We start from the raw sequence: 25,508 nt of genomic DNA on the forward strand, positions 1-25,508 counted from the left end.
ATATTCAATTCTTCTTAATAGACTTGTTATGTACCGGTGATAATTTTTCGGTATATGTGCCCTCACTCCACCGATTTCAAATTCGTGAGACGTCTGCCCTGTCGTCGGCGACGACCCCGTACTGCGCCGAGTCGACATCTCGTGGAATCGACACTGTCGCGTATCGCGAGTCGAGACTCGCCAGAAGTGCGTCACGGACGCAGACGCGTGCTGCGTGCCCCACTGGGGTCGCACTTCCAGAGAACGACTCCGACTCGCCAGCAGGGTCGGAGGCGGCGATTACGGCATCTGTCGTCGTCCCCGGCGACCCACACCGTGACAGTAACGTCGCGGCCTTCGCTTCGGCGGCAACCGCGACGAGGTTCGCCAGAGCACCCGGTTCCAGTGCCCGCGTCGTCCCGACGACGACGTTTACCGTACCGAGGTGGTCGTCGTCGCTCGGGGACGACGGCCGGTTCGTCTCTCCGAGCGTGCCTTCCTCGCTGGCGTCTGCGTCTTCCGACTCGAACTCCATCGGCAGCGCCGCCGGGTTGGACACGCCAGCAGTGACGATGGCCTCGACCGGTCCGAAGCGGGCGCGCCGGGCGTGCTGTTGTTCGACGCCCGTCAACAGCGTCGGCCCCGTCTCCTCGAACCCCGCGTCAGTCCGTCGTCGGTCGATGTAGGCGTCGAGGTCGGTCTCTGGCCACCCGTCGGGGACGGTCACGTTGTAGGCGACTGGGCCGTGTGACTCCCCTCCGGCGTATCCCGTCGAAAGCCAACGCGTCTCGGGGCGATAGATTCGGCAGACACCGTCGCGTTGTGTCGCCTCAAACATCGGCGAGTGCACGGAGGAGTTCGTCGTTCTCTTCGGGGCGTTTCACGGCGACGCGGACGTGCGAATCGAGCGTCGGGAACGTCGTCGCGTCGCGGATGGCGACACCGCGTTCGCGGGCCGCCTCGACCACCGAATCTACGTCGCGGTCACCCACGTCGAACAGGAGGTAGGGCGCGTCTGACGGGGACACGTCGAACTGCTCCGACACCGACTCGGCGATACGCGCTCGTTCGCGTGCGACACGGGTGCGGGTGTCTTCGACGAACGCGGTCTGTCGCATGCAGAAGGCGCCGACTCGTGCTGCGGGTGTCGAAAGCGACCACGAGCGCCGAGCGACGGCGAGTCGGTCGCCGAGGTCACCGGTTGCGACGGCGAATCCCGCCCGAATACCGGGGAGACCGAACATCTTGGTCAGCGAGCGAGCGACGACCACGCCGGGTTCGCCCGCGAGACTCGGCGCGTCGGTGAAGTCGAGGAACGCCTCGTCCACGACGAGGACGGTATCGGCGTCGCGGCATCGAGACGCAAAGGCACGAAGTCGGTCGGGGTCTGCGAGTTCGCCAGTCGGATTGTTGGGCGTACAGACGACTGCAACCTCGTGTGGTTCCGGGTCGACGTCGAGAATCTCGTCGTGTCCGACGGCGACTGGGTCGGCCCCTTGCAGTCGAATCTCGCGGTCGTACTCACTGAAACTCGGTTCGGGGACGAGCGCCGAGTCGCCGGGGGTAAGCGTAACCTCGAACGCGAGTCGGAGCGCTTCGAGTCCACCGGCGGTCGGGACCACCGAGTCGGCGTCGCAGTCGACGTAGTCTGACGCCGCCGCTCGAAAGTCGCCGTAGTCGTCGTCGGGGTACCGTGTCGAGGCTGTGAGTGCGTCAGCGTACACGTCTTCCACGCCGGCCGGCCGGACAGAGTTGGTGTTCGCGCTGAAGTCCAGAACTGACTCGTCGGTTGTTCCACCGTGAGGGACGCGCGTCGCCCGTGCGACGGATTCAGGGTCCATGCTCTCCCCCTGAGGCAGTCTCAGCGTCCATTCTCTGCCCCGTCGATAGCCTCAGTGACCATCCTCGACTCCATCGACGGCTTGCGGGTCTAACCGCGACAGCACGTCGAGCGTCGCCGCCTCCACGTCGTCGAGGACGCCCATGTGGTCGGCGAGATAGAGCGCTCCGCCCATGCCAGCACCCTCTTTGGCCTCGCCGGCGGCGTACTGGTCGAGCGGGTGCGTCTCGAATCCGGGGTCGGTGACGACGAGGTCAACGTCGAGTTCGTCGGCCGCCGCTTCGAGTTCGGGAACGTCGTCGGCGAGGTACGCCGTCGTCGCCAACGTCAGGTCGCCGACTGCGCCTGCGTGTCGGACGAGTGCCGACGCCGCGAGCAGTTGGGTGCCGCCGCCGAGTGTCACGTCGATATCGGCTTCGAGTGCACCGACGGTCAGACCGGCGGCGACGGGGAGGACGGGGTCGCCGAGGTATCGGGCGGCGAGTTCCGGTTTGTGGGCGGCGTCGCCGGGAGACAGACTGCTCGCGTCCAATGCTTCGGCGACCACATCTTCTTTGAGACCCGTCGGGTTCTCCGGAAGCGACGACGACACGGGGAACGTCTCGCCGAGAGCGCGGAACACCGCGAGTGCGGTTGTCGTTCCGCCGGGGACCGTCTCACCGATGACGAGTTCGTCGTCGGGGAGTGCCGCCCCGACCTGTCGTGCGGCCTCGAATGCGCCCGGCGCGGTTGGGACCGGTTCAGCCTCGCGGATGTCGCGGCCGGGCCGTGCTCCGACGTCCATCGTCGGCGCGGCAGTCGCTTCGGAGAGGCCGGCGTCGACGACGAGTGTGTCGAATCCGGTGAGTTCGCGCACCGCGCGCGTGATTGCGGCGGGCGTCGGACACCCGGTCGGACTGACGGGAGTCACGGGCGACCGGACAGTCTGACCGTACTCGATAATCTCGGCGTCGGCGCTCGGCGTGTGGCCGACGAGCGACGGGTCGGCACCGGCGGCGCTGATGCCGGGAATCTCTGCGGTCCGAGTTGTTCCCGCGACGAGGACTACTCGCATCGGTCCTCCGCGAGCGCGATGTCTGTCGGTCGGTTCACGTTGAGTGCCAATCGGGTGTCGGTAGTGAGGTACACGGTCGAATCTGTGTCTTCGGTGTCTGCTGTGTCTGGTTCGGTATCTGTACGTTCTCGGGTGTCGGGGCCGACGACGCTCAGTCCAGTCGGACAGACTGCCTCGCCGCGGTAGTCGAAGACGAGCGATTCGTCGATGCTGCTGCCGAGGTCACGTTTGGCGTCCACCGGGACACACGCCGTGAGCGACCCGCCGTCGGCGGCCTCCACGACTGCATCGACGTGGGAGGGGAGCAACAGTGGGAGGTCGGCGACGACGGTCACGACCGGACGTGAGACGCGGCCGAGGGTGAATCCGAGGTCCGAGACGTATCCGTCACCGGGGGCGTCGATGCAGTCGACACCGAGTTCTTGCGCACGCGTGCGCGTCTCAGGCGTGTGCGGAGACGTGACCGCATAGACGGCCTCGACCTGCGACTGTTGGAGTGCCTCGACGACGTGGTCGAGCATGGGCCGGCCGCAAATCTCGACCAGCGGCTTTTCCACCGGCGCGTCGAGGCGAGTCCCGCGGCCACCGCACATCACAAGAGCGTCCACGTCACCACCCCCACGTGAATCGCCGTCGCCCGCGCGAGTTCGTTCGTCGCGCCGAGGACGTCTCCCGAGACGCCGCCGAGTCGTTGCCGCCCCCACGAGCGAACGAGGAGGGCGACGACTGGGCCACAGACGAGTGCAGCGACGACGGCAGGACCGCCTGTGACTGGCGCAAGCGCGACCACAGGGAGACAGGAAACGACGACGGCGAGGAGTCCCGACGGGTCGTTCTCGCCGACGAGCGCCGACCCGAGGCCCTCGTGGGCCGGGTCACCGAGGCAGACGAGCGTCGCCATTCCAGCCTTCGCACCAACTTCGGCCGCGAGCGCAATCGCGACGCCGGCAGTGAGTGTCAGACGACCGCCAGCGCCCGCGAGACCGAACGCCCCGAGACCGAGGACGACGAGCGTGAGTCCAAGTGCGAGGAGGCCACCGACGCCCGTTTGAGAGTCTTTGAGGACCGAGAGTCGGCGCTCGGCGTCGCCGTGGACGACGGCCGCATCACCGAGGTCAGCGAGGCCGTCGGCGTGGGTGACGCCCGTCACGAGGTAGATGGTGACGAGGTAGAGCGCCGCCGCGGTCGGAATCGGGAGGGGAAGGAGCAACGGGAGCGCTGCGAGGCCCCCGACCACGTAGCCGACGAGTGGAAACGCGGCGGGTGTCCGTCTGAAGGCGTCCCACTCGGACTCGCCACCGCCAACCGGGAGTCGGGTGAGGAACCCGAGGCCGCCGCGGACCGCGTTCAGAACCACGCGACCACCCCCGTGAGGGCGAAGGCGACGAGTCCGGCACGGGAGACGAGACGGACGCCGCGTGCGGCCGTGTCGGCGTCAGGGAAGTCGGCCCCTGCGTCTAACAAGTAGTGGCCGGGTTTCTCCAGTCGCGTCCCGAGAAGCGCCGCCAGCGTCGCCATCGGCCACCCGGAGTTGGGTGACGCTGGCCGGCGGGCGAGCGACCGGATGCGAGAGGGTACGCCCGGTGACCCAGCGACCACGGCCAGTAAGACGGCCGACGCGCGTGCCGGAAGCCACATCACTGCATCGTCGAGGCGCGCCGGAACGCGGCCGACCGGTTTGTGGTGATACCCGAGCATCGAGTCGAGCGTGTTGACGGCTTTGACCCACGCGGCCGCCCCCGCCGCGAGCGAGAGTGAGACCGGCGCGAGGAGTGCGAACACGAACAGCGGTGCGACCAGTCCGTCCGCGAGGTTCTCGGCCGCGCTCTCGACAGCAGCGCTTCGAATTTCGCCCGCAGAGAGCGACGCCGAGTCGCGTCCGGCGAGGGCACGCAGTTCCGTCCGAGCCGTCTCGATATCGTCTGTCGTCGCCACGACGACTGTCTCTGTCGCGTCGAGCAACATCCGCAGACTCGTCGTCGAAAAGAGTGTGAGTGCGGCGACGCCGACTCCCGCCCACGGAGAGACGAGCGACGCGCCCCACGTCGTGGCAGCGACGACACCTCCCGCGGCGGCGGGCAAGAAGAGCGCGACGAGTGCACCGACCGCAACTGGGAGTGACCACTCGCGGTCGAACGGGGCGACGAGACGGCCGAAGAGGGCGACCGGGTGAATCTGTGCCGGTGGTTCGGCGAACAACCGGTCGAGGGCCGCGGCGACGACGACGGCCACTGTCGCCGTCACGGGCACGGGTCCCTCCCAGACCGGAATCGCGCTGCGAGCGAATCGAGCGTGGTCGTTCGTACGTCCACGAATCGCCCGCCGACGCTCTCGACACCGCCGTCGGTGTCCGAGTCGTCGCCGACGTGAACCAACTCTGCGGGGTCCACGTCGAGGGCGCGCGCGACTGCTTCGAAGGCTTGCGGGTGTGGTTTTCGCCAGCCACAGGCCACGCTGGTCGTGATGGCGTCGAATCCATGGCGGTCGAGGTCCGACCGGATGAGCGTCCGTGCGACGAGTTCCGGAACCGAGCAGTTCGACAGGAGGCCGACAGGACCGGTATTACGGGCGGCCTCGACTGCCTCGACGGCACCGGGTCGCGTCGTCACCTCGGGGTCGAACGCAGTGATGACTGCCCGCCGAGCGGCGTTGTCTGGCGACTCGACGCCGCGTGACCGAAGTGCCGCCGAGACGTGCGCCGGGAGCGGAACTTCTGCCCCCTCGGGGGCGTCGATGTGAACCTCGCGGTAGGCGTCGTCCCAATCCGTGGGGACATCGACACCGTACGTGCGAAGTGCATCCGCGACTGCGGTTCCGGGGTCGGCGGGGTACTCGGCGTCGACGAGCGTGCCGAAGAGGTCGAACGTGACTGCCACTACGATTGCATTGGTGAAACTCTACTTGAATTTGGCGAAGCGCGAGGCGGACGACGGTTCAAACGGGAATCGTGTTCGACTCGATATCGCGGGGGAAGTAGGTGAGCGTCTCCGTTCCGGACTCGGTGACGAGGACCGTGTCGGAGTGTCGATAACCGGCCGTCTCGGTGTAGAGGCCGGGTTCGATGGTGTAGACTTGACCGGGAGCGATGTCGGCGTCCGATTCGGTGTGGTCGGTGACCGGGTCGGTGCAGTGGTCGGCCCACCCTCGGTCGATGTACGGCGGTTCGTGCGCGCCGAGGCCGATGTTGTGGCCGACGTGGTGTCGCGCGAGGTCCGTCACACCCTGTTCTTCGAAATACTCCCAGACGGCGTAGTCGACGTAATCGACTGGCACGTCGGGGCCGAGTGCGTCGATAGCGATTTCCTGTGCTTCCAGCATGAGGTCGAAGTAATACTCGTCGTCGTCGGTGGGGTCGCCGAGGAACATCGTTCGCTCCAGTTCGGAGTGGTATCCATCGACGTTCGCCGTCGCACCCGTGATGATGACGTCTCCCTCAGACAGTCGCTCGTTGGGAGTAAACCCGTGTGGACGGGCCGTCTGTGCACCAGAGATGTACCCAGCGTGAACCGGGCCGACGCCGCGTGTCCGAACCGCGTATCTCTCGCCGAGTGTGTCGAGCATGGCACGCGACGCGTCCATAGACGCGCGCTGTGAGACGGTAATCGGGTGGGCACCGACCGCGGTGTAGTCGACGAGGTACTGGTGGCCGAGGTTCGCCCACCGCACTGACTCACGGATGCACACGAGTTCGGCGTCGGTCTTCTCCCAGCGCATCCGGTCGGCCCACGACTGCTCGACGACGTCGACCGAGGCCGAAAGCAGGGGTCCACAGTATCCCATCGTCTCCGGTGCGCCGTCCATGTCGGCGGCGACGCACGTCACGTCGAGTTCTCGGAGCGTCTCGACGATAGTCCCTATCGGGTCACCGTGGGGATAATCGAAGTACGAACGGACCCGGTCGATTCTGTCTATCTCACTCGCACGTTCGAATTCGAGGCGCGGGACGACGAGTTCCACCCGACCGTCGGTGACGACGAGTGCGACGGGACGTTCGGTCTGGACGTGGTTGAACCCCGAGAGGTACTCGATGTTCGTCGCATCGAACCAGAGTGCTGCGTCGGCAGTCGTGTCCGCGAGACTCCCGCGGATAGCGTCGAGGCGTGCGGCGAACTCGTTCGTGGGAAGACGCGAAGACATAACATAATTATCACTTTGTATGCGGATAAGTAGCATGCTTGCGATGCAAACAATCACGGACGACATAACGTCAAAACCGGTGGTGGCCGCGAGGGCTATGCGCGAACAGTACCCGACTACCCCGGATATAGATGCCCGTGGGCCTTCGACTCGTCCGATGAGTCTGCTGGGAACCGAAGCCCCCGACTTCACGCTCGAACGCACCGCCGGCGACGAAGTAACCCTCTCCGAGACGCTGGAGAGTGGTCCGACTGTCGTCCTCGTCAACCGCGGTCACTGGTGTTCGTTCTGTGCCGAACAACTCCAGACCTTCGACGAAGTCGCCTACGACCTCTGGTTCAACGACGGCGTCGACGTGTTGCCCGTCGTGACGAGCGAACTGGGCGACCTGACCGAGATGCGCGACCGGTTCGACTTCGACTTCCAACTCGCGGCCGACCCAGATGGGTCGGTCGCAGACGAGTATAGCGGAACCGAAGAGACGAGTCACGGCGTGACCGGTATCGCCGGCACGTACGTCGTCGACGAAGACGGTATCGTTCAGTACGAACAGGTTGCCGACCACCCCGCCGACCGCACCTACGGCAACTGGGTTCGCTACTTCATCCGCAACGACTACGAAGACATCTTCGCGTAACCGACCCGACTTCACTCCCATCCGTACGCTCCCCCCGTCGCCCCGACACTGAGCCGGGTCGTGTCGTGTCGTGTCGCGTCGCTGCGACGCTCAGTTCGTCTCTCGCGGAATCCTGTCGTTCGGCACGAGAGAACACTTATCACACTCGTTTACCGATGAGCGATGATGGATATCGACCCCGAGAACGCCGTCGACGACATGTACCGCCTGCTGACGAGTCTGATTATCCCGCGACCGATAGGGTGGGTCTCCACGCGGAGCGCCGACGGCGTCGACAACCTCGCCCCGTTCAGTTTCTACATGGGCGTCATCGAGGCAGAACCACCGGTCGTGATGTTCTCGGCCGAGAACCGGGCGGATGGAACGCTGAAGGACTCGGCGCAGAACGCCGTCGAGACGGGTGCATTCGGCCTCAACCTCGTCACTGCAGACCTCGTCGAACAGATGGACCGGACGAGCGAGTCCGTCGAACCGGGCACCGACGAGTTCGACGTCGTCGGACTCGAACGGCGCGAAGCCACCACCGTCGACGTTCCACTCGTCGCCGCGGCGAAAGCGACGATAGAGTGCACACTCCACGACACGATGGACATCGGCGACCACACCGTGGTCTTCGGACACATCGAACGAATCCACGTCGACGACTCACTGTTGACAGATGGGAAAATCGACGTGACGAAGATAGACGCAGTCGGTCGGTTGACCGGGTCGTACTACGCGAACCTCGAACCGTTCCAGGTCGACCGTCCGTGGAAAGAGACGTAGCGTTCGGTCAGCGATTCACCAGCGATGGTGGACGTGCTCGCGTGCGTACGTATCGTATACCTCCTCGACGTGGTGGAACTGCTCGGCCGACAGCGGTGGCAGCGACGCGGCAGCGACGTTGTCACGGATGTGCGACGGTGTCTTGGACCCGGGGATGACGGTGCTCACGGCGTCGAACGAGAGAATCCAGCGGAGTGTGAACTGGGTGAGTGAGACGCCGTCTGGAACGACGGATTCGAGTGATTCTGCTGCGGCGAGGCCGTCTTCGAAGGGGATACCCGCGAACGTCTCGCCCACGTCGAACGCCTCGCCGTGGCGGTTGTAGTTGCGGTGGTCGTCCTCGGGGAATTCGGTCTCTTCTGAGAGCGCACCGGTGAGGAGACCAGAGGCGAGTGGAACACGCACGATGACGCCGACGTTTCGGCGCTGGGCCTCGCGGAAGAACAGTTCGGCAGGTCGCTGACGGAGCGGGTTGAAGATTATCTGAACCGTCTCGACGCCGTCGTATTCGATGGCCTTGAGCGCGTCTTCGACCTTCTCGACGCTCACGCCGTAGTGGTCTATCTTCCCGGCGTCTTTCAGGGCGTCGAGGGCGTCGAACACTTCGGGACGATAGTAGACGTCACGCGGCGGGCAGTGCAGTTGGACCAGGTCGAGCGAGTCGACGCCGAGGTTCTCACGACTCCGGTCGACGAACTGTTCGAGGTTCTCGTGGGTGTAGCGGTCCGCCTCGTGTGGGTCGAGTCGCCGCCCCGCCTTCGTCGCGACGACGACGTCGTCGTCGCGTTCCTTCAGGACCGACTTGATTCGTCGCTCACTATCACCATCACCGTACACGTCTGCCGTGTCGAGAAACGTGATTCCGGCGTCCAGTGCGGCGTGGACCGCGTCGGTGGCGTCCTCGTCAGAGACGGCACCCCAGTCGCCCCCGAGTTGCCACGTTCCGAGACCGATTTCCGAGACGTCGAATCCTGTCGTACCGAGTGGTCTGGAATCCATGTACGGTGGTACAGAGAGACGACCAGTAAATCACGGGGTCGCGGAAGGTGTGTACGTGACGACACGGTTGGGCCGCGAGAGGAATCACTGCTCACGTCGGTCGCACGAGAAGTCCCTCTCCCCGTACTCGTGAGTGAAACGAGCGAGTGCTCGTGGCGAGCATGGCGAGCCACGGTGATTTGAACTCACTCGCTCACTGCGTTCGCTCGCTGCTCAAATCGGGTCGAGGGGGACGTTTCACTGCTCACGTTGTTCGCAGGAAAAGTCCGCTCTCCCCGATTTGAACGGGGGACAAGCCGATCTACAGTCGGCTGCTCTGCCAGGCTGAGCTAAGAGCGGTCACTGATTTCTATCCGGTGGACGGTTTTAACGATTATCATTCGCCCGCCGCGCGTGTGCTGTCTGTCAGACGGAGGCGAACATTAATATGCCAACAACATGATTCCCGGATAGATGACGAAAATCACGTTCCGCGCCGACGATGCACTCGTCGAGCGTCTGGACGGCCTCGACACGTCGAAGAGCGAGGCCATGCGCGAGGCACTCCGTGAGTACCTCGACCAAGTGGAACGTGAGAACGAGTCTGCGGCCCACTCGGACACCGAAACGAAACACCCCGACGATGAAAGCGAACTCGATGCAGCGCTGGCGACGCGAGTCGAACGCCTCGTCGAAGCACAGTTGTCCGACCGTCTCCCAGAACTCGTCGAGGAGACGCTGGCTACCCAAACAGACGAACACACCCGGTCCGACGTAAACGTCAACATCAACGTCGACGGGGCGAGTCCCGATTCGTCCGTAAACGCGGAGTACGGGCGGGAATCGACGCCGAATGGGGAACGTAAGACACCGAGTCAAATTGAAGAGGCAGAACCGTACGAGGCGGAATCAGCGTGCGGCCAGTGCGGCGAATCGGTGGACTCCTCACACGTATACTGCCCGAACTGCGGAGAGAAGACCTCCCAACGAGTCTTCTGTGAGTGCGGTGACGAACTCCGCTCTGACTGGGCGTTTTGCCCAGATTGTGGCCGTCGGACACCTGCCGCCGACGTCCTCGAGTAGCATAACCACCGATTAATCGCCCGTATACGGGTGATTCAGCCCTCGTCTTACAATCGCCGTTACATTTATATCCTATCGCTTTGTGGTGACTATCGCGTAAGACGGTTGTCTTACAGCCACCCAACGGCGGCCCGTAACTCGGCGCAGTCCGTTGGTTTTGGGCCGTAAGACATTCGCACACAGGTGCGGCGCGCCGTCTTACCGGGGGAATGAAAATATGGAGCGTGTGACACTACGAATTCCGAAGCAGCAAATCGAGGAAGTCGAGCGAATGGTCGAGACGGGTGAATTCCCGAACCGATCTGAGGCCATTCGGTCCGCCGTCCGCGAGATGCTCAACGAACAGACGACCGACAAACGCCAGCGCGAATCGACCAGCAAGCGCGGCTGGGCGAAGGTGTAAACCGATGCAAGATATCGTTCGCGAGGCGATGGAACGAGACGAGGCAGAGCGTAAGACGAAACTGGAAGACACCGGTGACGACCAGTTCGGCGACCCTCGTATCGTGATTGTCGGCTGTGGTGGTGCTGGGAACAACACCATCAACCGACTGTACAACATCGGCGTCGAAGGTGCCGACACGGTGGCGATCAACACCGACAAGCAGCACCTGAAGATGATCGAAGCAGACACGAAGATTCTCGTCGGAAAGTCCCTGACGCAGGGTCTCGGTGCTGGTGGCGACCCCTCGATGGGGGAGCGAGCAACCGAGATGGCACAGGGAACCGTCAAGGACGTCCTCGGCGACGCCGACCTGGTGTTCGTGACTGCGGGGATGGGCGGAGGTACCGGGACCGGTGCAGCACCCGTCGTCTCCAAAATCGCAAAAGAGCAAGGCGCAATCGTCGTCGGCATGGTCTCGACACCGTTCAACGTCGAGCGTGCCCGGACGGTGAAGGCCGAAGAGGGACTCGAGAACCTCCGCAACGAGGCCGACTCCATCATCGTGCTGGACAACAACCGCCTCCTCGACTACGTCCCGAACCTGCCCATCGGCAAGGCGTTCTCGGTCATGGACCAGATTATCGCCGAGACCGTCAAGGGCATCTCGGAGACGATTACCCAACCGTCGCTCATCAACCTCGACTACGCCGACATGTCGACCATCATGAACCAGGGCGGCGTCGCGGTGATGCTCGTCGGTGAGACACAGGACAAGAACAAGACCCAGGAAGTGGTCAACGACGCGATGAACCACCCACTCTTGGACGTCGACTATCGGGGTGCATCCGGTGGTCTCGTCCACATCACGGGCGGTCCCGACCTCACACTCAAGGAGGCCGAGGGAATCGCGAGCAGCATCACCGAACGACTGGAAGCCGCCGCGAACGTCATCTGGGGCGCTCGCATTCAGGACGAGTACAAAGGGAAAGTCCGTGTCATGGCCATCATGACCGGCGTCCAGTCGGCACAGGTCCTCGGCCCGACGACGCAGAAACAGGCCGACAAGTCGCGCCAGAGCATCGAGGGACACCAACAACAGCAACAACAGCGCTCGGAATTCGACAGTTCGCAGCGTGTCGAGACGCCGCAGAGCGGTACGTGGTCTGACGGTGGCCGAGACGAGTCCGAGAAGAACAACGGACTCGACGTTATCCGGTAACACCCTGTCGGACCCGTTCGGACGCCGCCGCGTCCGTCCGACACGAGTTCTGTCGTGGGGTTTACCCACCTTTCTACACTATCGACGACTGACTCGTGAGTGGCGACGGCGTGGTCGCGACGAAAACAGAACCGACTCGTCGGTCACACCGCCTCGATAGATTCGAGGAGGCGGCACTTCCGACAGACGTCGCTCGCAGTCTTCGACCCACAGCGCTCACACTCGTTGAGGTCGACCTGTCCGTCGCCGCGGTACTCGTCGGCGACCAACTGGGCGAGCTCTTCGTACCCCGCCATAATCGAGTGTCGCGTGCCGGGGTGGTTCTCTTCGAGTTTCAACAGGAGTTGCTGAATTTCACCGCGGTACGCCTCCGACGAGTGCGGACACTCGGTGATGTGTGCCGGGAGGTCTTTGAGATGGGCGTAGAGGGCGACTTCTTTCTCGGGCACGTCGCGGAGTGGCTTGGCCCGCGGGATGAAATCGTTCGACTCCCGGCGTTTCTCGAAGTCACCGATGCTGGCGTCGAAGTGTTTCGCCACCTGCCTCAGGTCGCCTTCGAAGAAGTTCATCAGCGCGGTCTGTGCCTCGTCGTCGAGGTTGTGTCCGGTGAAGAGTTTGTCCGCGTCGAGTTCGTCTGCGAAGCGTTCGAGGAGGTCACGGCGGAACACGCCGCAGTACGCACAGGCGGCCATGTTCTCGGGGTCTTTCTCGACTACGTCGTCCATCTGGACCCCGAACTCCTCTTGATACGAGACGACTTCGTGGCGGATGTCGAGGTCCGCGGCGAGTTCGACGCAGGCGTCCACGGACTTGTCGCGGTAGCCTTCGATTCCCTCGTGGATGGTCAACGCGACGAGTTCGATACGCGGGTCGCGTCCGAACGTCTCGTCGAGGATGTGCGTGAGGACGACACTGTCTTTCCCACCGGAGAGGCCGATGACCCACGTCTGTGGGTCCTCGGGCGTCGCATCCCGCGGGAGCATGTTGTCTTCGCGGATACGGCGGCGCACACGTTTCTCGACCGAGGCACAGAAGTGGTCGTCACAGAGGTGTGCCCCGGAGTAAGCCGCGTGCATCACCGCGTCCCGACTGCACTTGTCGCACTCCATTGCCGGTCGCTTGCTTGGCAGGAGGGATACGGGTTTCGCCTCGGGACGGGCGGAATATTTTTGTCAGAGTGGCAACCATCACGAGGCATGGAGACCCTCTCCGTCCGCGTCTGACTGCCGCTTTTCGGTCGGTCGGTCAGCCCACGTTCTGTTCTCGCGCCGCCCCTGACCAGACCTCAGTCACAACGACGGATGTATACACGACTCTCCGACCTGCTCGCATCGCTTCGTAGCCACTACGCCACACTCTCACACCTCCGCGACCGGACGGTTGCAGTCCTCGCGGTGTCGAACCTCCTCGACCACGCGTCGACCTCTATCGTCATTCCACTCCTCCCGGCATACGCCGCGACGTTCGGTATCGGCCCGGTCAGCCTCGGACTGTTGTTTTCGCTCCCCATCGGGAGTCGGGCAGTCTTCTCGCTGGCGTTCGGGTCGCTGTCGGACCGTCTCGGCAGACGGCCGTTCATCGTCGCCGGCATGGTCGTCGGCGCGGTGAGCGTCGTCGGCCTCGGTGTCGCCGATACCGTTCTCGAACTCCTCGCACTCCGCGCGCTCGACGGACTGGGTGCAGCGATGCGCGGTCCCGCAACGGGTGCGTACCTCGGAGACTACGCGACAGACGACAACCGCGCGGGGGTGATGGGTGCCTACCAAACGTCTGGGATGGCCGCCGCCGCAATTGGACCTGCACTGGGTGGTGCGCTCTACGGTGTCGGCCCAGCGGTCCCGTTTCTCGTCCTCGGGGGCGTCACCGCAGTCGGTGCGGCCGTGACAGTTGGCTTTCTTCCACGAGTGTCAGACACCGCCGGCACCGAGAACGTCGACGTCGCAGACGACGCCCACAGTGTCGACACCGCACTCGAACGAATCGAACAGAGTGTGTCCGTCCTTCGTGACCCCACAGTCGCCGCGCTGGTTGTCGGGGGATTCGTCGCGGCACTCGCCGACGGGGCGTTCGCACCCACGCTCGCCCCACTCCTCGAACAGTCTGTCGGGGGCGGCCCGGCATACACCGCACTCGTCTGGAGTACCCTCGGGGCGACCATGCTCGTCGTCGTGCCCGTCGGCGGGGCCCTCGCCGACGACGTCGGGCGAAAACGCAGCGTCGTCGTCGGAAAGGCGCTGTGGGTCGTCGTTCCAGTGGGGATTCTCGTGGCCTCACACCGACTCGCCCCGCTCTCGTTGTTCGTCCTCGGCGGTATCGGGTCGGGAATCACCGCGCCGGCACTCGGTGCGCTTCGGTACGAGGTCGCACCCGATGGGCGAGAAGGGACCACACTCGGACTCGTCTCGACGGCCGCTTCGGTCGGCGGTGCGCTCGGGCCGCTTCTCGGCGGTGTGGTGACTTCGACGACCGAACTTGGTGTCACGGCCGTCTGCATCGCTCTGCTCTGGGCCGTCGACCCGGCCCTGATGCACCGATACCTCCGAGACGACTCGTCGGACGCGACAGAGCGAACGACGGCAGCGGTGGATTCGCCGTGACCCACACGAAATCGGTTTCTGCCTCTGGCCCCGACAGACACGCGATGGAACGAGACGCCGCCCTCGACCGGGTCGAGGCTATCGTCGACGCCGTCGAATCCGAGACGCTTCCAGTCCCCGTCCGCGAGGTGTGGGTCTACGGCGACGTCGCCCTCGGACTCGACCCACTCGACCGACTCGACGTGTACGTGACGAAAGACATCCTCCTCCGTGGCGACCCCGATGCCGCCGGCGAGTTCGAGAAATCGCACGGTGTGAAAGGAGTCGGCAAAAGTATCCGCGCAGAGTGGGCGCGCGAACACCCCGACGCGATTCGAGCGAACGCGAACGGGTACGCCGCCCCCGAGAAGTGCCTCGCAGCACACCTCTTGCCGGACGACGGCGAACCAGTCCACCTCGAAGTGTGCAACGCCTCGTTCGAAGACAACGTCACCCAGCGACTGAAGGGTGCCGTCTCCCGCGAGGCGTACGAGCAGATTCTCGACCCACGTGGCGTCTGTCTCTACGCCGACGGCCAGCGTTCACCGAGTGCGATGAAGAAACTCCGCAACGGCGAGTTCGCGTTCCCGACACTCACTGGGGCGTTAGAGATGCTCGGGTTGGAGTCCGACGAGGCAGAGACAGCAGTCGAGACGATGCGTACCTACCGCGCCGAACAGACGGGAACGACGGTTCGCGGCGACGTGGTGTAAGCCGCGGGGTGTGGGCCGCGGGGGAGTGGAGGACACGACGACGCAAATTACTCTCTGAACCGGTCGTCCGCAGAGCGACGGTTGTACTTCTCACCTTCCGCTTTGGCACGGCGTTCTGCTTCTTTCCGGTCCATCTTCGGACGGTTCTCGGTCTCCTGTTGCATGGCCCAGTAGAGGACCAGCGGAGCGCCAACCGCGAGGGCGAAAAAGAGTACGAAGACGAATCCATCGGCGGCCATACTCGTGTGTCGGACGGCACCGTTGTAGACGTTCGGGCATCAGATTTATGTCATCTTCCGCAACACGTCTCGGTGTGAGCCCTCCAACAGAAGCCGACCGCAACGGGTGTCCAAAGTGCGGTCACACGGAAGCAGAGACTGACACGATTGCGACGTCCGGAAGCGGGTTGACGAAGATGTTCGACATCCAGAACCGCCAGTTCACGGTCGTCTCGTGTACGAACTGCGGTTTCTCGGAACTCTACCGCGGCCGCTCCAGCGGGAACATGATAGACCTCTTCTTCGGCTGAGACCGGTTCGACCCGTCGTTCGGGTCGTCGGCCCCGCTTTCAGGAGTGTGACGGCCTCGGGAGCCGATGTGCACACGTATGAGACGCTGAACAGCCCGAATTACACCCGGCCAGTCGTCACGTCGAACGGGACGACTTCGGCCCGGCGATACTCCCCGTCTCGAATCTGTTCGACCACCTCGCGGCCCATCTGTCGCCACTCGCGTCGGAGCGCATCGTAGGTGTCGGGGGCGTCGAGGCCACGGCGAAGTTCTGCCTCGTGTCGGTCGAGTCCCTCGCCGGTGGCCTTCTGTGCCGCACTCTGTACGTCCCACTCGTCGTACGGTGGTTCAACGAGTTTTCGGTGGTGGTATCGTCGGGTGCCGACGAGCGAGAGACCGGCCGCGTCGAACACGTCCGTCACGCGTTCGCCGAGTGCGACGTTGGTCTGTACGCCGTCGAGGAACGCCTCTCTGACCGTGCGTTCGAGGGGCACTTCCGCGGCGACGGTCGAATCGACGCCGACGGCGGCGTTGTCGGGTTCGACGGTCGCCACGAGGTCAGACGAGACGCGTGCGAACTCGCGCACTGCGGCTATCGGGTCGGGGAGGTTCACGAGCAACGCCTGACAGACCACGAGGTCGAAACTGTCGTCCGAAAACGGGAGTCGCGTCGCGTCACCGGCGGTCACCTCGATTCCGGGGCGGTCGGTGGCGACGGAGAGTAAGTCGGTGTCGGCGTCGACGCCGACGACGCGGGCGTCGGACTCGTCGGTGAGGACGCGCGTGAACTCGCCCGTCCCGCATCCAACGTCGAGGATGTTCGTCCGACTGTCGAGTTCCAGGTCGGCGAGGGCCGCCCGCGAGTCGTCCCACATCCCCTGTCGCGTCCGCTGGAGATACGATTCAGAGAATCGTCGCACACTCGTCGTCGGCCACCGTGAGACAAAAATCAGTCGGTGCAGTGAGACGGGTCTCCGAAGACGGTCGGTCTAGTTCCCGTCGGCGCGGTACTGTCGAACGCGCTCGATGTTCCACGCGAATCCCTTGCCGTCTTCGGTCGGTGTCTCCAAGACGAGTGGCACGTCGTTGTCCACGATAACGTCGTGGTTGATGAACGCGCGCATGCCTTCTTCGCCGATGAGTCCCTCGCCGATGAGGGCGTGTTCGTCCTTGTTCGTGCCGCACTCGTGTTTCGAGTCGTTCAGGTGGACGCACTTGAGGTGGTCCAGACCGACCTCCGCGTCGAGTTCCTCGAACGTCTCGTCGACACCGTCGGCCGTCGAGAGGTCGTACCCTGCCGCGAAGGCGTGCGCGGTGTCGAGACAGACGTCGAGGTCCTGACTGGATTCTTCGAGGACGTATCCGAGGTGTGCGAAGTCGCCGCCCATCTTCGTTCCCGACCCGGCGTCGGACTCGATGAGGACGGTGACGCCGTCCGGGATGTCGAGTTCGTCGAGGACGGAGACGGCGTTGTCGAGGCCCTGTTGCTCACCTGCGCCGGTGTGAGCACCGAGGTGGACGTTCACGTACTCGATGCCGAGTTTCTCTGCCATGTCGACTTCGGTCTGCATCGAGTCGAGTGACTTCTGTCGGAGACCATCTTTCGGCGTACAGAGATTGACGAGATACGAGGAGTGAATGACCCACGGCCCTGCCAGTTCGCCGGCGGTCTCCTCGCGGAACAGTTCGGCCTCTTCGTCGGAGATATCGGGGTCACGCCACACCTGCGGTGAGGTGGTGAATATCTGTCCGCAGTTGCCGCCGAAGGCGACCTGCCGGAAGACGGCGTTGGCGACGTTGTTGTGCGGTGGCGTCTCCTCGTCGGAGGAAACCTTCGAACTCGACATCGAGACGTGTGCTCCTACTCGCATGCGAGACCCCACGGGGTACCCGAACAAAGGGACTTCGGAGTCGGCGAACGGTGGGGCCAGAACGAATATCAGGCGTTGTGACGAGTTAGTGCTATGACTGGACTCCCCGTCGGCGCAACCGCCGCCGACGTCGAGACGGCACTCGTCACGCCCGACGGTACTGTGACGGACCGATGCCTCTCGGACCTCGTCGCAGAGAACCCGGTTTTACTGTGTTTCTACACCGCCGACTTCAGTCCCGACTGCACCGACGAGTGGTGTGCGTTCCGTGACTTCGACTGGTTCGCCGCGGGGCGAGACGTGACCGTCGTCGGTGCGAGTAAATCCGGTGTCGGGATGCACCGCCGGTTCATCGACAGGTACGACCTGACGTTTCCTCTCTACGCCGACACCGACCTCGAACTCGCGTCGGAATTCGACGTCGTCTACCGAACGTTTGGCGTCTCGAAACGTGCCCACCGGTCGTGTTTCCTCCTCGACGAAGACCTGACCGTTCGCTACCGGTGGCTTGGCGAACACTGGCTAGACCCCACGCGAGACGTTCCACCACTCACAGAAGTCCACGAGGGCATCACCGACGCTCTCGAACTCGAATCCACCGAGAACTTCGGGTTCTGAGCGTCGCTCCCGAGACGGATACCGGAAACCGCGTCCCTATCGGGGGGTCGCTCACTCCTCCGCCGACTTACGACTCACTGACGCTCGCGCGGGTTCCGACGGACCCACTCGTCGGTCGCGTACTTCTCTTCGACCCGCGTTCGCGCCCGGTCGAGTTCGTCGTCTGTCCACGACCCTTCTTCGGCATCCACGAAGTCCGAAAGCGAGTCAGTGACCGCCTCGACGAACGTCTCGCGGGATACGTCGGCGAGTTCGTCGACACCGACCACGCGGTCACGGAACTCCTCGGGTGTCACGCCGTGCCCGTCGAACACCCCGAGGTGCGTCTCGGCGTCGACGGAGTAGGTGAGAGAGCCGTGTTGGACGACTGCGTCGCGTCGGCGGTACTGGGCGTTGCCCGCGATTTTCCGCCCCTCGGCGACCATGTCGTGTGCGGGGTGGAGGGCCCGAAGATAGCACGCTGGGTGCCAGATGACCGGCACGTCCTCGTCGACGAAGTCCACGTCGATACCGACCGACTGGATGGCGTCGAGGATGGGTTCGCACAGGAGGTGGTAACAGTCGATGAGGTCACCGGGCAACTCGGCTTTGGGGGCGACGATGGAGTATGCCACGTCGCCGTATCGGTCGTGGTAGATGCCACCGCCACCGGTCGGTCGGCGCGTCACGTCGATTCCCTTTCGCTCGCAGAATTCCCAGTCGACTGTGTCTGGGTCTTCGCCGTACCCCAGCGAGAGACAACTGGGTTCCCACGAGTAGACACGAACCGTTCGCGGACCCCCGTCTGCGGCCGTCTCGCCCGCGACTTCGTCCAGTGCCATCTGCATCGGCCCCGGGCGGATATCTTCGCGAATCAACCGCCACTCGCGGTCGGCGAGTGCGTCCTGCGAGTCGTTCATAGGCAGGATTCGTCCATCCGGGAGAAAGCGATTTCGACGCAGACCGGCAGTGGCACGCGTCGGTGGAGACATCAGTGACGAGTCGAGCGATTCGATTATACCGCGACGCGGTGACGTTCTCCTATGCACGTCCACCGCGTCGCCATCGCCGCGACCGACCCCATCTCCCTGTGTGACTTCTACGTCGAGACGCTCGGGTTCGCATCGGTTCCCGGAGCACAACGCTCCGTGACCGCCGGCGAGACCACGCTCTGGTTCGAACTCGGTGACACGGACGCCGACCACCTCGCGTTCACTGTCGACGCCGACGTCGAGTCCGTCATCGAATGGCTCGACGAACGCGTCGATATCCTCGAGACCGACGAGGGGTCGAGCATCCGCTTCGACTTCATGGAGGCGGACTCGGTGTACTTCGAAGACCCCGAAGGCAACGTCATCGAGTACGTCTGCTACGACGGACAATCGTCGGGCGAATTCGACCCGGAGACGGACATCGTCGGCGTGACGGAAGTCGGGATGGCCGTCCCCGACGTGGCGTCGTTCGTTTCCGACTTGACCGCCGCCATCGACGTCGACGTCTGGAGTGAGTTCGGCGACGGTGACATCGTGTTCGTCGGCGACCAGACGGCCCGGTTCGTCGTCTCGGCCGTTGGTCGGCCGTGGTATCCGACAGACAGAGCGGCGGCGGTCGACCCAGTTTCAGTACAGTGCGACGCCGACGGGTCGTTCGACCCGGAGGGACTGCCGTACCGCGTCAACGTCCAACCGTAACGGGACACTCACTTCTGTGTGGTACACACCGTGGCTGACGCACCTCGTCACAGTCGGTCGATGAAAATAGGACCACCAGTGGTTCGTGGTGGTCAGTCCGCGTCGCTTCTGCCCGGCGCGTTAGCGTCGGAACTGCGACGGCGGCGCGACGACGGCCGACTCCGAACCGATGGATTCAGCAGTTCCAGTCGCTCGGTACTCCATCGGCGGTGCGACAGTCGGGATGTCTGACCCTGAACCGCCCTCTGGCACGGTGGGTTCGGCCATTCGCCCCATCTCCTGCCGCTCGGGGGTTCCGTGGCCGACGGCCATCTCTGTCGACCGTTCTTCACGCGGTGGTTCGGGAATCGTCTCCGCGCCGCCGTGTTCGATATCGACCGACTCTGTGCCTGCCTCGGTTATGTTGAAGGTGAGTTCCATCGTGGTCACCTCGCGAGTAGGTATTTGACCTCGAAGTTGGTCGCACTGTTCTTCCGGTTCCGCAGTTCGAGCAGGTAGTAGACCCCCGCCGAACTCCGGTACGTCGAGTGGACGCGGCTCTCTATCCACCCGCCGTTCGTCGTCGGGCGCGCGTCGAAGTCCACCACGTAGCGTTCCGCCCACGGCCCGGACCATCGGTAGAGCGTCTGTTTCGGGCTGAGAGTTCCGGTGAAGTGCGTCCCGGTAATCCGAAGGTCGTCAGGACCGACGAGGTCCTGTGATGTCATCGGTTCTAACCGACCGTGTTCGTCTTGTACGGTCTCCATCGGAATGCCGAGCGTAACCTGGTTGCTCCCGGCGAACAGGAGGTCGGTTCCGTAGAACCCGTCAGATTCCTCGATTCCGATGAGGCTCCCACTGTCGCCACCGGCACTCATGGCGGTAAAGAGGTCGAGGCCTTCGAACTTCGCGGGTTCGTTCGGGAAGTACCCGTACACGTTGGCCGTCACGTTCCGTGCGCGGAGACGGCCAGTCGTGATGTTGGTCGTTCGACCGCTCTTCACGTGGTCACGGTTGAACTGGGCAGACCGCCATCCGCGAAGATTCTCCCAGACACCGAGGATGTCGTGTTGGAGAACGTCCGGTTCGACTTCGACGAGGGCACTGTCAGTGCGGTTCGCCTCGCCTTTCGTTATCTCGCTGAATTCGAGGAGGCGACCGATAGACTCCGTCCCGCCGTCGTACTTGCCCGGTTGGAGGATGTTGTCCCCGGTCGAGGACTCTCCGATTGGGGCCGCCACGTGTGCGTTGGTCAGGAAGACGCGTTTACCACTTTGTGTGACGAGTGGGGGCGTTCCAAGCGTCCCCGCCGTGATGTTCGGGTGACCGACCGATACGCCTGCGGGGGCCGGTCGCCACTGTTCCTTTCGCGAGAGCGAGTCCGGGATGGCTTCGACTTCCGGTTCGGTGTGAACCTCTGCTTCTGCCGGTATCTTCGGAACGGGAACGACTGTCGGTTCCGCGGACCCCTGTGACTCCTGTAACTCCTGGATTCGAATCTCACCACCGAGGTTCTGGACGTCTGTTTTGTACGTCTTTCCCTCGATTTCGACTTCTTTCGGGACGACTTCGCTCGTGGCGAGTTGTGATTCGGGAACTTTCTCACGGACGAAGATGACGACTGCTATCTCGTCGGTCGTCACTCCGTCGACGACTCGTGGCCCGATTCCGGTCGCTTCGACGTTCGGGAACGATTCGAGTTCGGTTCGTTGCTGCTCCGGTATCTCCTGCAGGGTTGCGTCCATAGACATGCTTCTCCTCGCGAGGCCGTCGTTCGGCCTCACACATCAACCGATAGACGGTATTCGGCATAAATGTTGATTGAATGTCAATATAGGTGGACTGTTGGCTGCTCGGTAACTCGACTCCCTCGTTACCGTCCTCAAAATGTGGATTTCGTATCGTCGTATGTGATTTATCGTACGCCAATTCCCAGACTCGCGGCCCTTTTACGCCTCGCCCGCGGACAGAGAGACATGGTACGGAACGTCGCCGGCGTGATGGCCGAACTCGAGTCCGAGGATTTCTATCTCCTCTCGGGTGTCGAGCAGGGCATGCGCTTCAGCGAGTGGGTCAACCGCGACAAACTCCCGAAGAACTCGGGGATGACCCCCGAAGAGGTCGACTACCGCATCGACCGCTGCATGACCCGTGACCTCATCGAGCGCAAGACCATCCAGTACGAAGGGTACAAACTGACGGTCGAAGGCTACGACGCGCTCGCCTTGCGGACCTTCGCTCAGCGAGACACCATCCAGGGGTTCGGCGCGCCACTCGGCGTCGGCAAAGAGAGCGACGTGTTCGAAGTCCAGTCGTTCAAACCGCTGGCCCTGAAATTCCACCGCGAAGGGTACACGAACTTCCGCGAGGTTCGCCGCGAACGCGACTACACCTCTGACAACCACCACGTCTCGTGGCTCTACACCGCGCGAAAGGCCGCCGAGCGCGAGTACGACGCGCTGGAGACGCTGTTCCCCAAGGTGTCGGTCCCTCGTCCGGTCGACCACAATCGCCACGCCATCATCATGTCGAAACTCGACGGCGTGGAACTCGGCAAGGCCCGACTCGACTCCGAGCAAGTCGTTGGCGTCCTCGACCTCGTCCTCGACGAGATGGCCTCGGCCTACGAAGCAGGGTTCGTCCACGCGGACATGTCGGAGTACAACGTCGCCGTCAGCGAGAAAGGAATCACTATCTTCGATTGGCCGCAGGCAGTTCCGACCGACCACGACAACGCCCGCGAACTCCTCGCACGCGACGTGAAGAACATCGTGAACTACTTCGGTCGGAAGTACCCCGCAGAGATGCCCGACGACATCGACTTCGAAGCCCTCACCGACGCTATCGCTCGAAACGAGTTCGAGAGCGTCGCGCAGGCCAGCACCTGATTTTTCGCGGTCTCTGTCCACCCGGCCAACCTCCTGAGCGAGTGGGTTCGCTCTATCGTCCGTCGATAAACCAAATAGTACGATAGAGAACCAGTGTTCGACCGGTGTCCTCGGTCGACCGACGTGAGTGACGGGTCTCGCACGCTCTGGACGGGGGAGACAGAGGCCACGTCGAGTCGGTGTGGGCGTCGTTGTTGACGCTTGCACACGAGTCGTCGTCGCTGCTGGTCAGTTCCGTGGTATAAACGAGTTTACCAGTAAAGCCAAAATATTCGGAAATATCTGCAGGGATAATTTGAGCCCCACAATTATGAGGCGTGTTAAGTACACAAGCATGTGCTTCGACTACTTAACCGGGCCCTCCCGGCGCGCTTCCAAGAACGATACGTGTACAAACTCGCCGCCATGTTGAGCGTGCTCGTCGTTCTCACCTCGGGTATCGGCGCGTATACGTACTTCACCGTCTCCGACGAACTCCACGAGTCGGTTCACGCCGAACTAGAGAACACGGCCACGTTACAGGCCGACGAACTCTCCGTGTGGCTAGACGAACGGTCCCAGATTACGCGGTTGCTGTCGCAGTTCCCCATCCTCGATAGCAAAGACCCCACACAGATATCGGCGTTCTTCGACAGGGAGATGACGAGTCTCCCGGACGACTTCGTCGCAATCCACTACGTGGACACCGCGTCGAACGAGGTTCTCGCGAGTTCAGCAGAGGAGCGGATCGGTGGCACTGCGATTTCCGACGGCCGAAAGTTCATCCACGGGTCGACAACGTTCTCCAGCAACGACGAAGTCGCCATCACCGAGATGTACGAACAGGGCGGCGAGACGCACATCGCCTTCGTCAGTCCGGTCCCCGACGCGGAGGACCGTGCCGTCGTCCTCGTCTCCTCTGCTGCACACCTCCGAGAGGTGTTCGACGTCCCGTTCGAAGGCTCGTTCGTCCAAATCGTCGATAGTGACGGTGTCGTCGAGTTCGACGAACGAGACGTCGTGAGTGGTGACGCGTACGGCGAACAAGGTTCGCAGGCACTCACCGACGGGTTCACTGGTGGGTCCGGTGCGTACGAAGCGGAAGCGAACGGGGCGTTCGACCAGCGTCACGTCGTCGCGTACGCGGGTGCCGGAGACCTCGTGGTTCTCATCCACGCGCCGACGAGTTCTGCCTACCACCTCCAGCAGACAGTCGGTACCGACATTGGCCTCCTCCTCACGGTGCTGTTACTCGGCCTCGGTGGCTTGACACTCGTTCTCAAGCGGAGTATGCTCAACCCACTCGGCGACCTCGAAGACAAACTTACCCACCTCCGAACCGGTGACCTCGACATCGACCTCGATACCACGCGTCGCGACGAGTTCGGGTCGGTCCTCGGCGCTGTCGGGTCACTTCGGTCAGACCTCCTCGACCAGCGTCGCGACGCGAACGTCTACAGCAGCGTCATGGATACCGCAGCAGCAGGGGACCTCACTGTACGGATGGACACCGACAGCAACTCCTCAGATATGCGGACCATCGCCACGTCGTTCAACACGATGATAGACGACCTCGAATCGACCGTCGGGTCGGTGATGACGTTCGCAGACGAGGTGCAGGAGCGGAGCGACCACGTCGCACAGGGGGCCAACGAAGTCAACGCTGCCAGCGAACAGGTCGCACAGTCGGTCGAACAGATATCCTACGGTGCAGACGAGCAAGCGGGCAGACTCACGCGCGTGTCCGAGGAGATGGATACGCTCTCGGCCGCCGTCGAAGAGATTGCCACCGCGGCCGACCAATTAGCCGCGAACTCGGCCGAGGCGGCCGAACTCGGTGCTGATGGACAGGTCGCCGCCGAAGGTGCACTCCACGGGATGGATGCCATCCGTGAAGAGACGCGCTCGACGGTCGAAGACGTTGCAGAGTTCGGCGAACTCACCGAAGAGGTGGGCGACATCGTCGGCGTCATCGGCGACATCGCCGAGCAGACCAACCTGCTGGCACTCAACGCGAACATCGAGGCGGCACGCGCGGGCGAGGCGGGCGAGGGGTTCGCCGTGGTCGCCAACGAGGTCAAACAACTCGCCGAGGCGACGACGGAATCGGCCGCCGAAGTCGAAGCCCTCATCGAAGATATCCAATCACAGCGTGCGACGGTCGTCGCCGGCGTCGAGCGGATGGAAGACCGTGTCACCGAGGAGTCCGAGTCGGTCGAGACGGCAATCGACGCCCTCGACGACATCACCCAACGCGTCGAAGAGAACAACACCAGCGTACACGAGGTCACCTCCGCGACAGACGCACAAGCGTCGTCGACGGAAGACGTGACCGCGATGGTGCAGGAGGTAGCGAGCGTGAGCGAAGAGACCACCGCCGAAGCCCAGACGGTGTCTGCCGCCGCAGAAGAGCAGGCTGCGTCACTCAATCAGGTCACGCAGAGCGCGAAGACGCTCGCTTCCAACGCCGAGGGGTTACAGTCGCTCCTCGACCAGTTCGACGTCGATGCAGAGGGAGACCTGTCTGTCGGGACGGGTGAGGACGTGAGCAGTGTCGTCGACGTGACCACTGGGCACGCAGCGCAGTCGCCCGCGGTGAGCGATGGGGGAATAGACAGGTAGCCGGC

General features: G+C 63.5%; 28 protein-coding genes and 1 tRNA gene. 12 read left to right on the forward strand and 17 right to left on the reverse strand.

The features are described from left to right. Positions 1–76: 76 nt before the first annotated feature. The 8 genes from GJR96_RS02390 to GJR96_RS02425 are packed head-to-tail and all read right to left on the reverse strand — an operon-like array spanning position 77 to position 7,010. Positions 77–817, reverse strand: coding sequence for an adenosylcobinamide amidohydrolase (locus GJR96_RS02390; RefSeq protein ID WP_151161472.1), 741 nt, complete (start codon positions 815–817; stop codon positions 77–79). Beyond that, entirely contained in the window at positions 810–1,820 is a 1,011-nt protein-coding gene (cobD, locus tag GJR96_RS02395; protein WP_151161473.1) for a threonine-phosphate decarboxylase CobD, read from the reverse strand. The genes GJR96_RS02390 and cobD overlap by 8 nt, the downstream gene beginning before the upstream one ends. Positions 1,821–1,871: 51 nt before the next feature. Continuing rightward, a complete protein-coding gene (locus GJR96_RS02400; RefSeq protein ID WP_151161474.1) occupies positions 1,872–2,873 on the reverse strand; it encodes a nicotinate-nucleotide--dimethylbenzimidazole phosphoribosyltransferase in 1,002 nt (333 codons plus the stop codon). Further along, positions 2,864–3,466, reverse strand: coding sequence for an NTP transferase domain-containing protein (locus GJR96_RS02405; RefSeq protein ID WP_151163877.1), 603 nt, complete (start codon positions 3,464–3,466; stop codon positions 2,864–2,866). Before GJR96_RS02405 ends, GJR96_RS02400 begins: the two co-directional genes overlap by 10 nt. Further along, positions 3,466–4,230 carry an adenosylcobinamide-GDP ribazoletransferase gene (gene cobS, locus GJR96_RS02410; protein ID WP_151161475.1) on the reverse strand — a complete coding sequence of 255 codons (765 nt, stop codon included), beginning with the start codon at positions 4,228–4,230 and terminating at the stop codon, positions 3,466–3,468. Before cobS ends, GJR96_RS02405 begins: the two co-directional genes overlap by 1 nt. Beyond that, complete coding sequence (gene cbiB, locus GJR96_RS02415) at positions 4,221–5,123, reverse strand: adenosylcobinamide-phosphate synthase CbiB (protein ID WP_151161476.1); 903 nt, start codon at positions 5,121–5,123, stop codon at positions 4,221–4,223. Before cbiB ends, cobS begins: the two co-directional genes overlap by 10 nt. Further along, positions 5,114–5,749 carry an HAD family hydrolase gene (locus GJR96_RS02420; RefSeq protein WP_151161477.1) on the reverse strand — a complete coding sequence of 212 codons (636 nt, stop codon included), beginning with the start codon at positions 5,747–5,749 and terminating at the stop codon, positions 5,114–5,116. The genes cbiB and GJR96_RS02420 overlap by 10 nt, the downstream gene beginning before the upstream one ends. 58 nt (positions 5,750–5,807) lie before the next feature. Beyond that, the gene (locus GJR96_RS02425; protein WP_151161478.1) at positions 5,808–7,010 is read right to left on the reverse strand and encodes a M24 family metallopeptidase; all 1,203 of its coding nucleotides are present in this window, start codon (positions 7,008–7,010) and stop codon (positions 5,808–5,810) included. A 157-nt stretch (positions 7,011–7,167) separates the two neighbouring features. On the opposite strand from GJR96_RS02425, the gene GJR96_RS02430 reads away from it, so the two are divergent. After that, a complete protein-coding gene (locus GJR96_RS02430; protein WP_151161479.1) occupies positions 7,168–7,647 on the forward strand; it encodes a peroxiredoxin family protein in 480 nt (159 codons plus the stop codon). A gap of 165 nt (positions 7,648–7,812) precedes the next feature. Continuing rightward, positions 7,813–8,412, forward strand: coding sequence for a flavin reductase family protein (locus GJR96_RS02435; RefSeq protein ID WP_151161480.1), 600 nt, complete (start codon positions 7,813–7,815; stop codon positions 8,410–8,412). A 15-nt stretch (positions 8,413–8,427) separates the two neighbouring features. Here GJR96_RS02435 and GJR96_RS02440 read toward each other — a convergent pair whose 3' ends face one another. Beyond that, the gene (locus tag GJR96_RS02440; RefSeq protein WP_151161481.1) at positions 8,428–9,411 is read right to left on the reverse strand and encodes an aldo/keto reductase; all 984 of its coding nucleotides are present in this window, start codon (positions 9,409–9,411) and stop codon (positions 8,428–8,430) included. A 265-nt stretch (positions 9,412–9,676) separates the two neighbouring features. After that, positions 9,677–9,750: transfer RNA gene (locus GJR96_RS02445), tRNA-Tyr, on the reverse strand. 114 nt (positions 9,751–9,864) lie between these two features. Between GJR96_RS02445 and GJR96_RS02450 the strand changes: the two genes are divergently transcribed. The 3 genes from GJR96_RS02450 to ftsZ all read left to right on the forward strand — a co-directional run bounded on the left by GJR96_RS02450 (position 9,865) and on the right by ftsZ (position 12,077). Further along, on the forward strand, positions 9,865–10,473 hold the full coding sequence (locus tag GJR96_RS02450) for a double zinc ribbon domain-containing protein (protein WP_151161482.1): 609 nt from the start codon (positions 9,865–9,867) through the stop codon (positions 10,471–10,473). Between the two features lie 217 nt (positions 10,474–10,690). Then, complete coding sequence (locus tag GJR96_RS02455; protein ID WP_004970382.1) at positions 10,691–10,876, forward strand: ribbon-helix-helix domain-containing protein; 186 nt, start codon at positions 10,691–10,693, stop codon at positions 10,874–10,876. A 4-nt stretch (positions 10,877–10,880) separates the two neighbouring features. Beyond that, positions 10,881–12,077: a cell division protein FtsZ gene (gene ftsZ / locus GJR96_RS02460; RefSeq protein ID WP_058570497.1), complete on the forward strand. Its 1,197-nt coding sequence runs from the start codon at positions 10,881–10,883 to the stop codon at positions 12,075–12,077. Between the two features lie 143 nt (positions 12,078–12,220). On the opposite strand, the gene ncsA is transcribed toward ftsZ, so the two are convergent. After that, complete coding sequence (gene ncsA / locus GJR96_RS02465) at positions 12,221–13,186, reverse strand: tRNA 2-thiolation protein NcsA (RefSeq protein ID WP_151161483.1); 966 nt, start codon at positions 13,184–13,186, stop codon at positions 12,221–12,223. Positions 13,187–13,378: 192 nt separating this feature from the next. On the opposite strand from ncsA, the gene GJR96_RS02470 reads away from it, so the two are divergent. Next, a complete protein-coding gene (locus GJR96_RS02470; protein WP_151161484.1) occupies positions 13,379–14,674 on the forward strand; it encodes an MFS transporter in 1,296 nt (431 codons plus the stop codon). A gap of 44 nt (positions 14,675–14,718) precedes the next feature. Further along, complete coding sequence (locus GJR96_RS02475) at positions 14,719–15,366, forward strand: DUF7095 family protein (RefSeq protein ID WP_151161485.1); 648 nt, start codon at positions 14,719–14,721, stop codon at positions 15,364–15,366. Between the two features lie 47 nt (positions 15,367–15,413). Here the strand turns inward: GJR96_RS02475 and GJR96_RS02480 are convergent, their stop codons facing one another. Beyond that, on the reverse strand, positions 15,414–15,605 hold the full coding sequence (locus tag GJR96_RS02480) for a hypothetical protein (protein ID WP_151161486.1): 192 nt from the start codon (positions 15,603–15,605) through the stop codon (positions 15,414–15,416). Positions 15,606–15,679: 74 nt separating this feature from the next. On the opposite strand from GJR96_RS02480, the gene GJR96_RS02485 reads away from it, so the two are divergent. Next, positions 15,680–15,895, forward strand: a complete 216-nt coding sequence (locus GJR96_RS02485) for a zinc ribbon domain-containing protein (protein WP_225317694.1) — start codon at positions 15,680–15,682, stop codon at positions 15,893–15,895. A 100-nt stretch (positions 15,896–15,995) separates the two neighbouring features. On the opposite strand, the gene GJR96_RS02490 is transcribed toward GJR96_RS02485, so the two are convergent. Both GJR96_RS02490 and GJR96_RS02495 read right to left on the reverse strand, forming a co-directional pair. Beyond that, entirely contained in the window at positions 15,996–16,796 is an 801-nt protein-coding gene (locus GJR96_RS02490) for a class I SAM-dependent methyltransferase (RefSeq protein WP_255471238.1), read from the reverse strand. Between the two features lie 69 nt (positions 16,797–16,865). Next, positions 16,866–17,747 (reverse strand): deoxyribonuclease IV, encoded by an 882-nt coding sequence (locus GJR96_RS02495; protein ID WP_151161488.1) that lies wholly within the window; start codon positions 17,745–17,747, stop codon positions 16,866–16,868. Positions 17,748–17,840: 93 nt separating this feature from the next. Here GJR96_RS02495 and GJR96_RS02500 point away from each other — a divergent pair, with 93 nt between their 5' ends. Further along, positions 17,841–18,365, forward strand: coding sequence for a redoxin domain-containing protein (locus GJR96_RS02500; protein WP_151161489.1), 525 nt, complete (start codon positions 17,841–17,843; stop codon positions 18,363–18,365). A gap of 74 nt (positions 18,366–18,439) precedes the next feature. Here the strand turns inward: GJR96_RS02500 and GJR96_RS02505 are convergent, their stop codons facing one another. After that, entirely contained in the window at positions 18,440–19,264 is an 825-nt protein-coding gene (locus GJR96_RS02505) for a lipoate--protein ligase family protein (RefSeq protein ID WP_151161490.1), read from the reverse strand. 123 nt (positions 19,265–19,387) lie between these two features. On the opposite strand from GJR96_RS02505, the gene GJR96_RS02510 reads away from it, so the two are divergent. Then, positions 19,388–20,035 carry a VOC family protein gene (locus tag GJR96_RS02510; RefSeq protein ID WP_151161491.1) on the forward strand — a complete coding sequence of 216 codons (648 nt, stop codon included), beginning with the start codon at positions 19,388–19,390 and terminating at the stop codon, positions 20,033–20,035. 120 nt (positions 20,036–20,155) lie between these two features. Here GJR96_RS02510 and GJR96_RS02515 read toward each other — a convergent pair whose 3' ends face one another. Continuing rightward, positions 20,156–20,455 (reverse strand): hypothetical protein, encoded by a 300-nt coding sequence (locus tag GJR96_RS02515; RefSeq protein WP_151161492.1) that lies wholly within the window; start codon positions 20,453–20,455, stop codon positions 20,156–20,158. 5 nt (positions 20,456–20,460) lie between these two features. Beyond that, the gene (locus GJR96_RS02520) at positions 20,461–21,765 is read right to left on the reverse strand and encodes a hypothetical protein (RefSeq protein ID WP_151161493.1); all 1,305 of its coding nucleotides are present in this window, start codon (positions 21,763–21,765) and stop codon (positions 20,461–20,463) included. A gap of 225 nt (positions 21,766–21,990) precedes the next feature. On the opposite strand from GJR96_RS02520, the gene GJR96_RS02525 reads away from it, so the two are divergent. Together GJR96_RS02525 and GJR96_RS18455 are read left to right on the forward strand one after the other, a co-directional pair. Then, positions 21,991–22,902: a serine/threonine-protein kinase RIO2 gene (locus GJR96_RS02525; RefSeq protein WP_151161494.1), complete on the forward strand. Its 912-nt coding sequence runs from the start codon at positions 21,991–21,993 to the stop codon at positions 22,900–22,902. A gap of 336 nt (positions 22,903–23,238) precedes the next feature. Then, a complete protein-coding gene (locus GJR96_RS18455) occupies positions 23,239–25,503 on the forward strand; it encodes a methyl-accepting chemotaxis protein (protein WP_151161495.1) in 2,265 nt (754 codons plus the stop codon). The last annotated feature ends 5 nt before the right edge of the window (positions 25,504–25,508 follow it).

Origin of the sequence: Haloferax litoreum (genome assembly GCF_009674605.1) — an archaeon.
GTDB classification, from domain to species: Archaea; Halobacteriota; Halobacteria; order Halobacteriales; family Haloferacaceae; genus Haloferax; species Haloferax litoreum.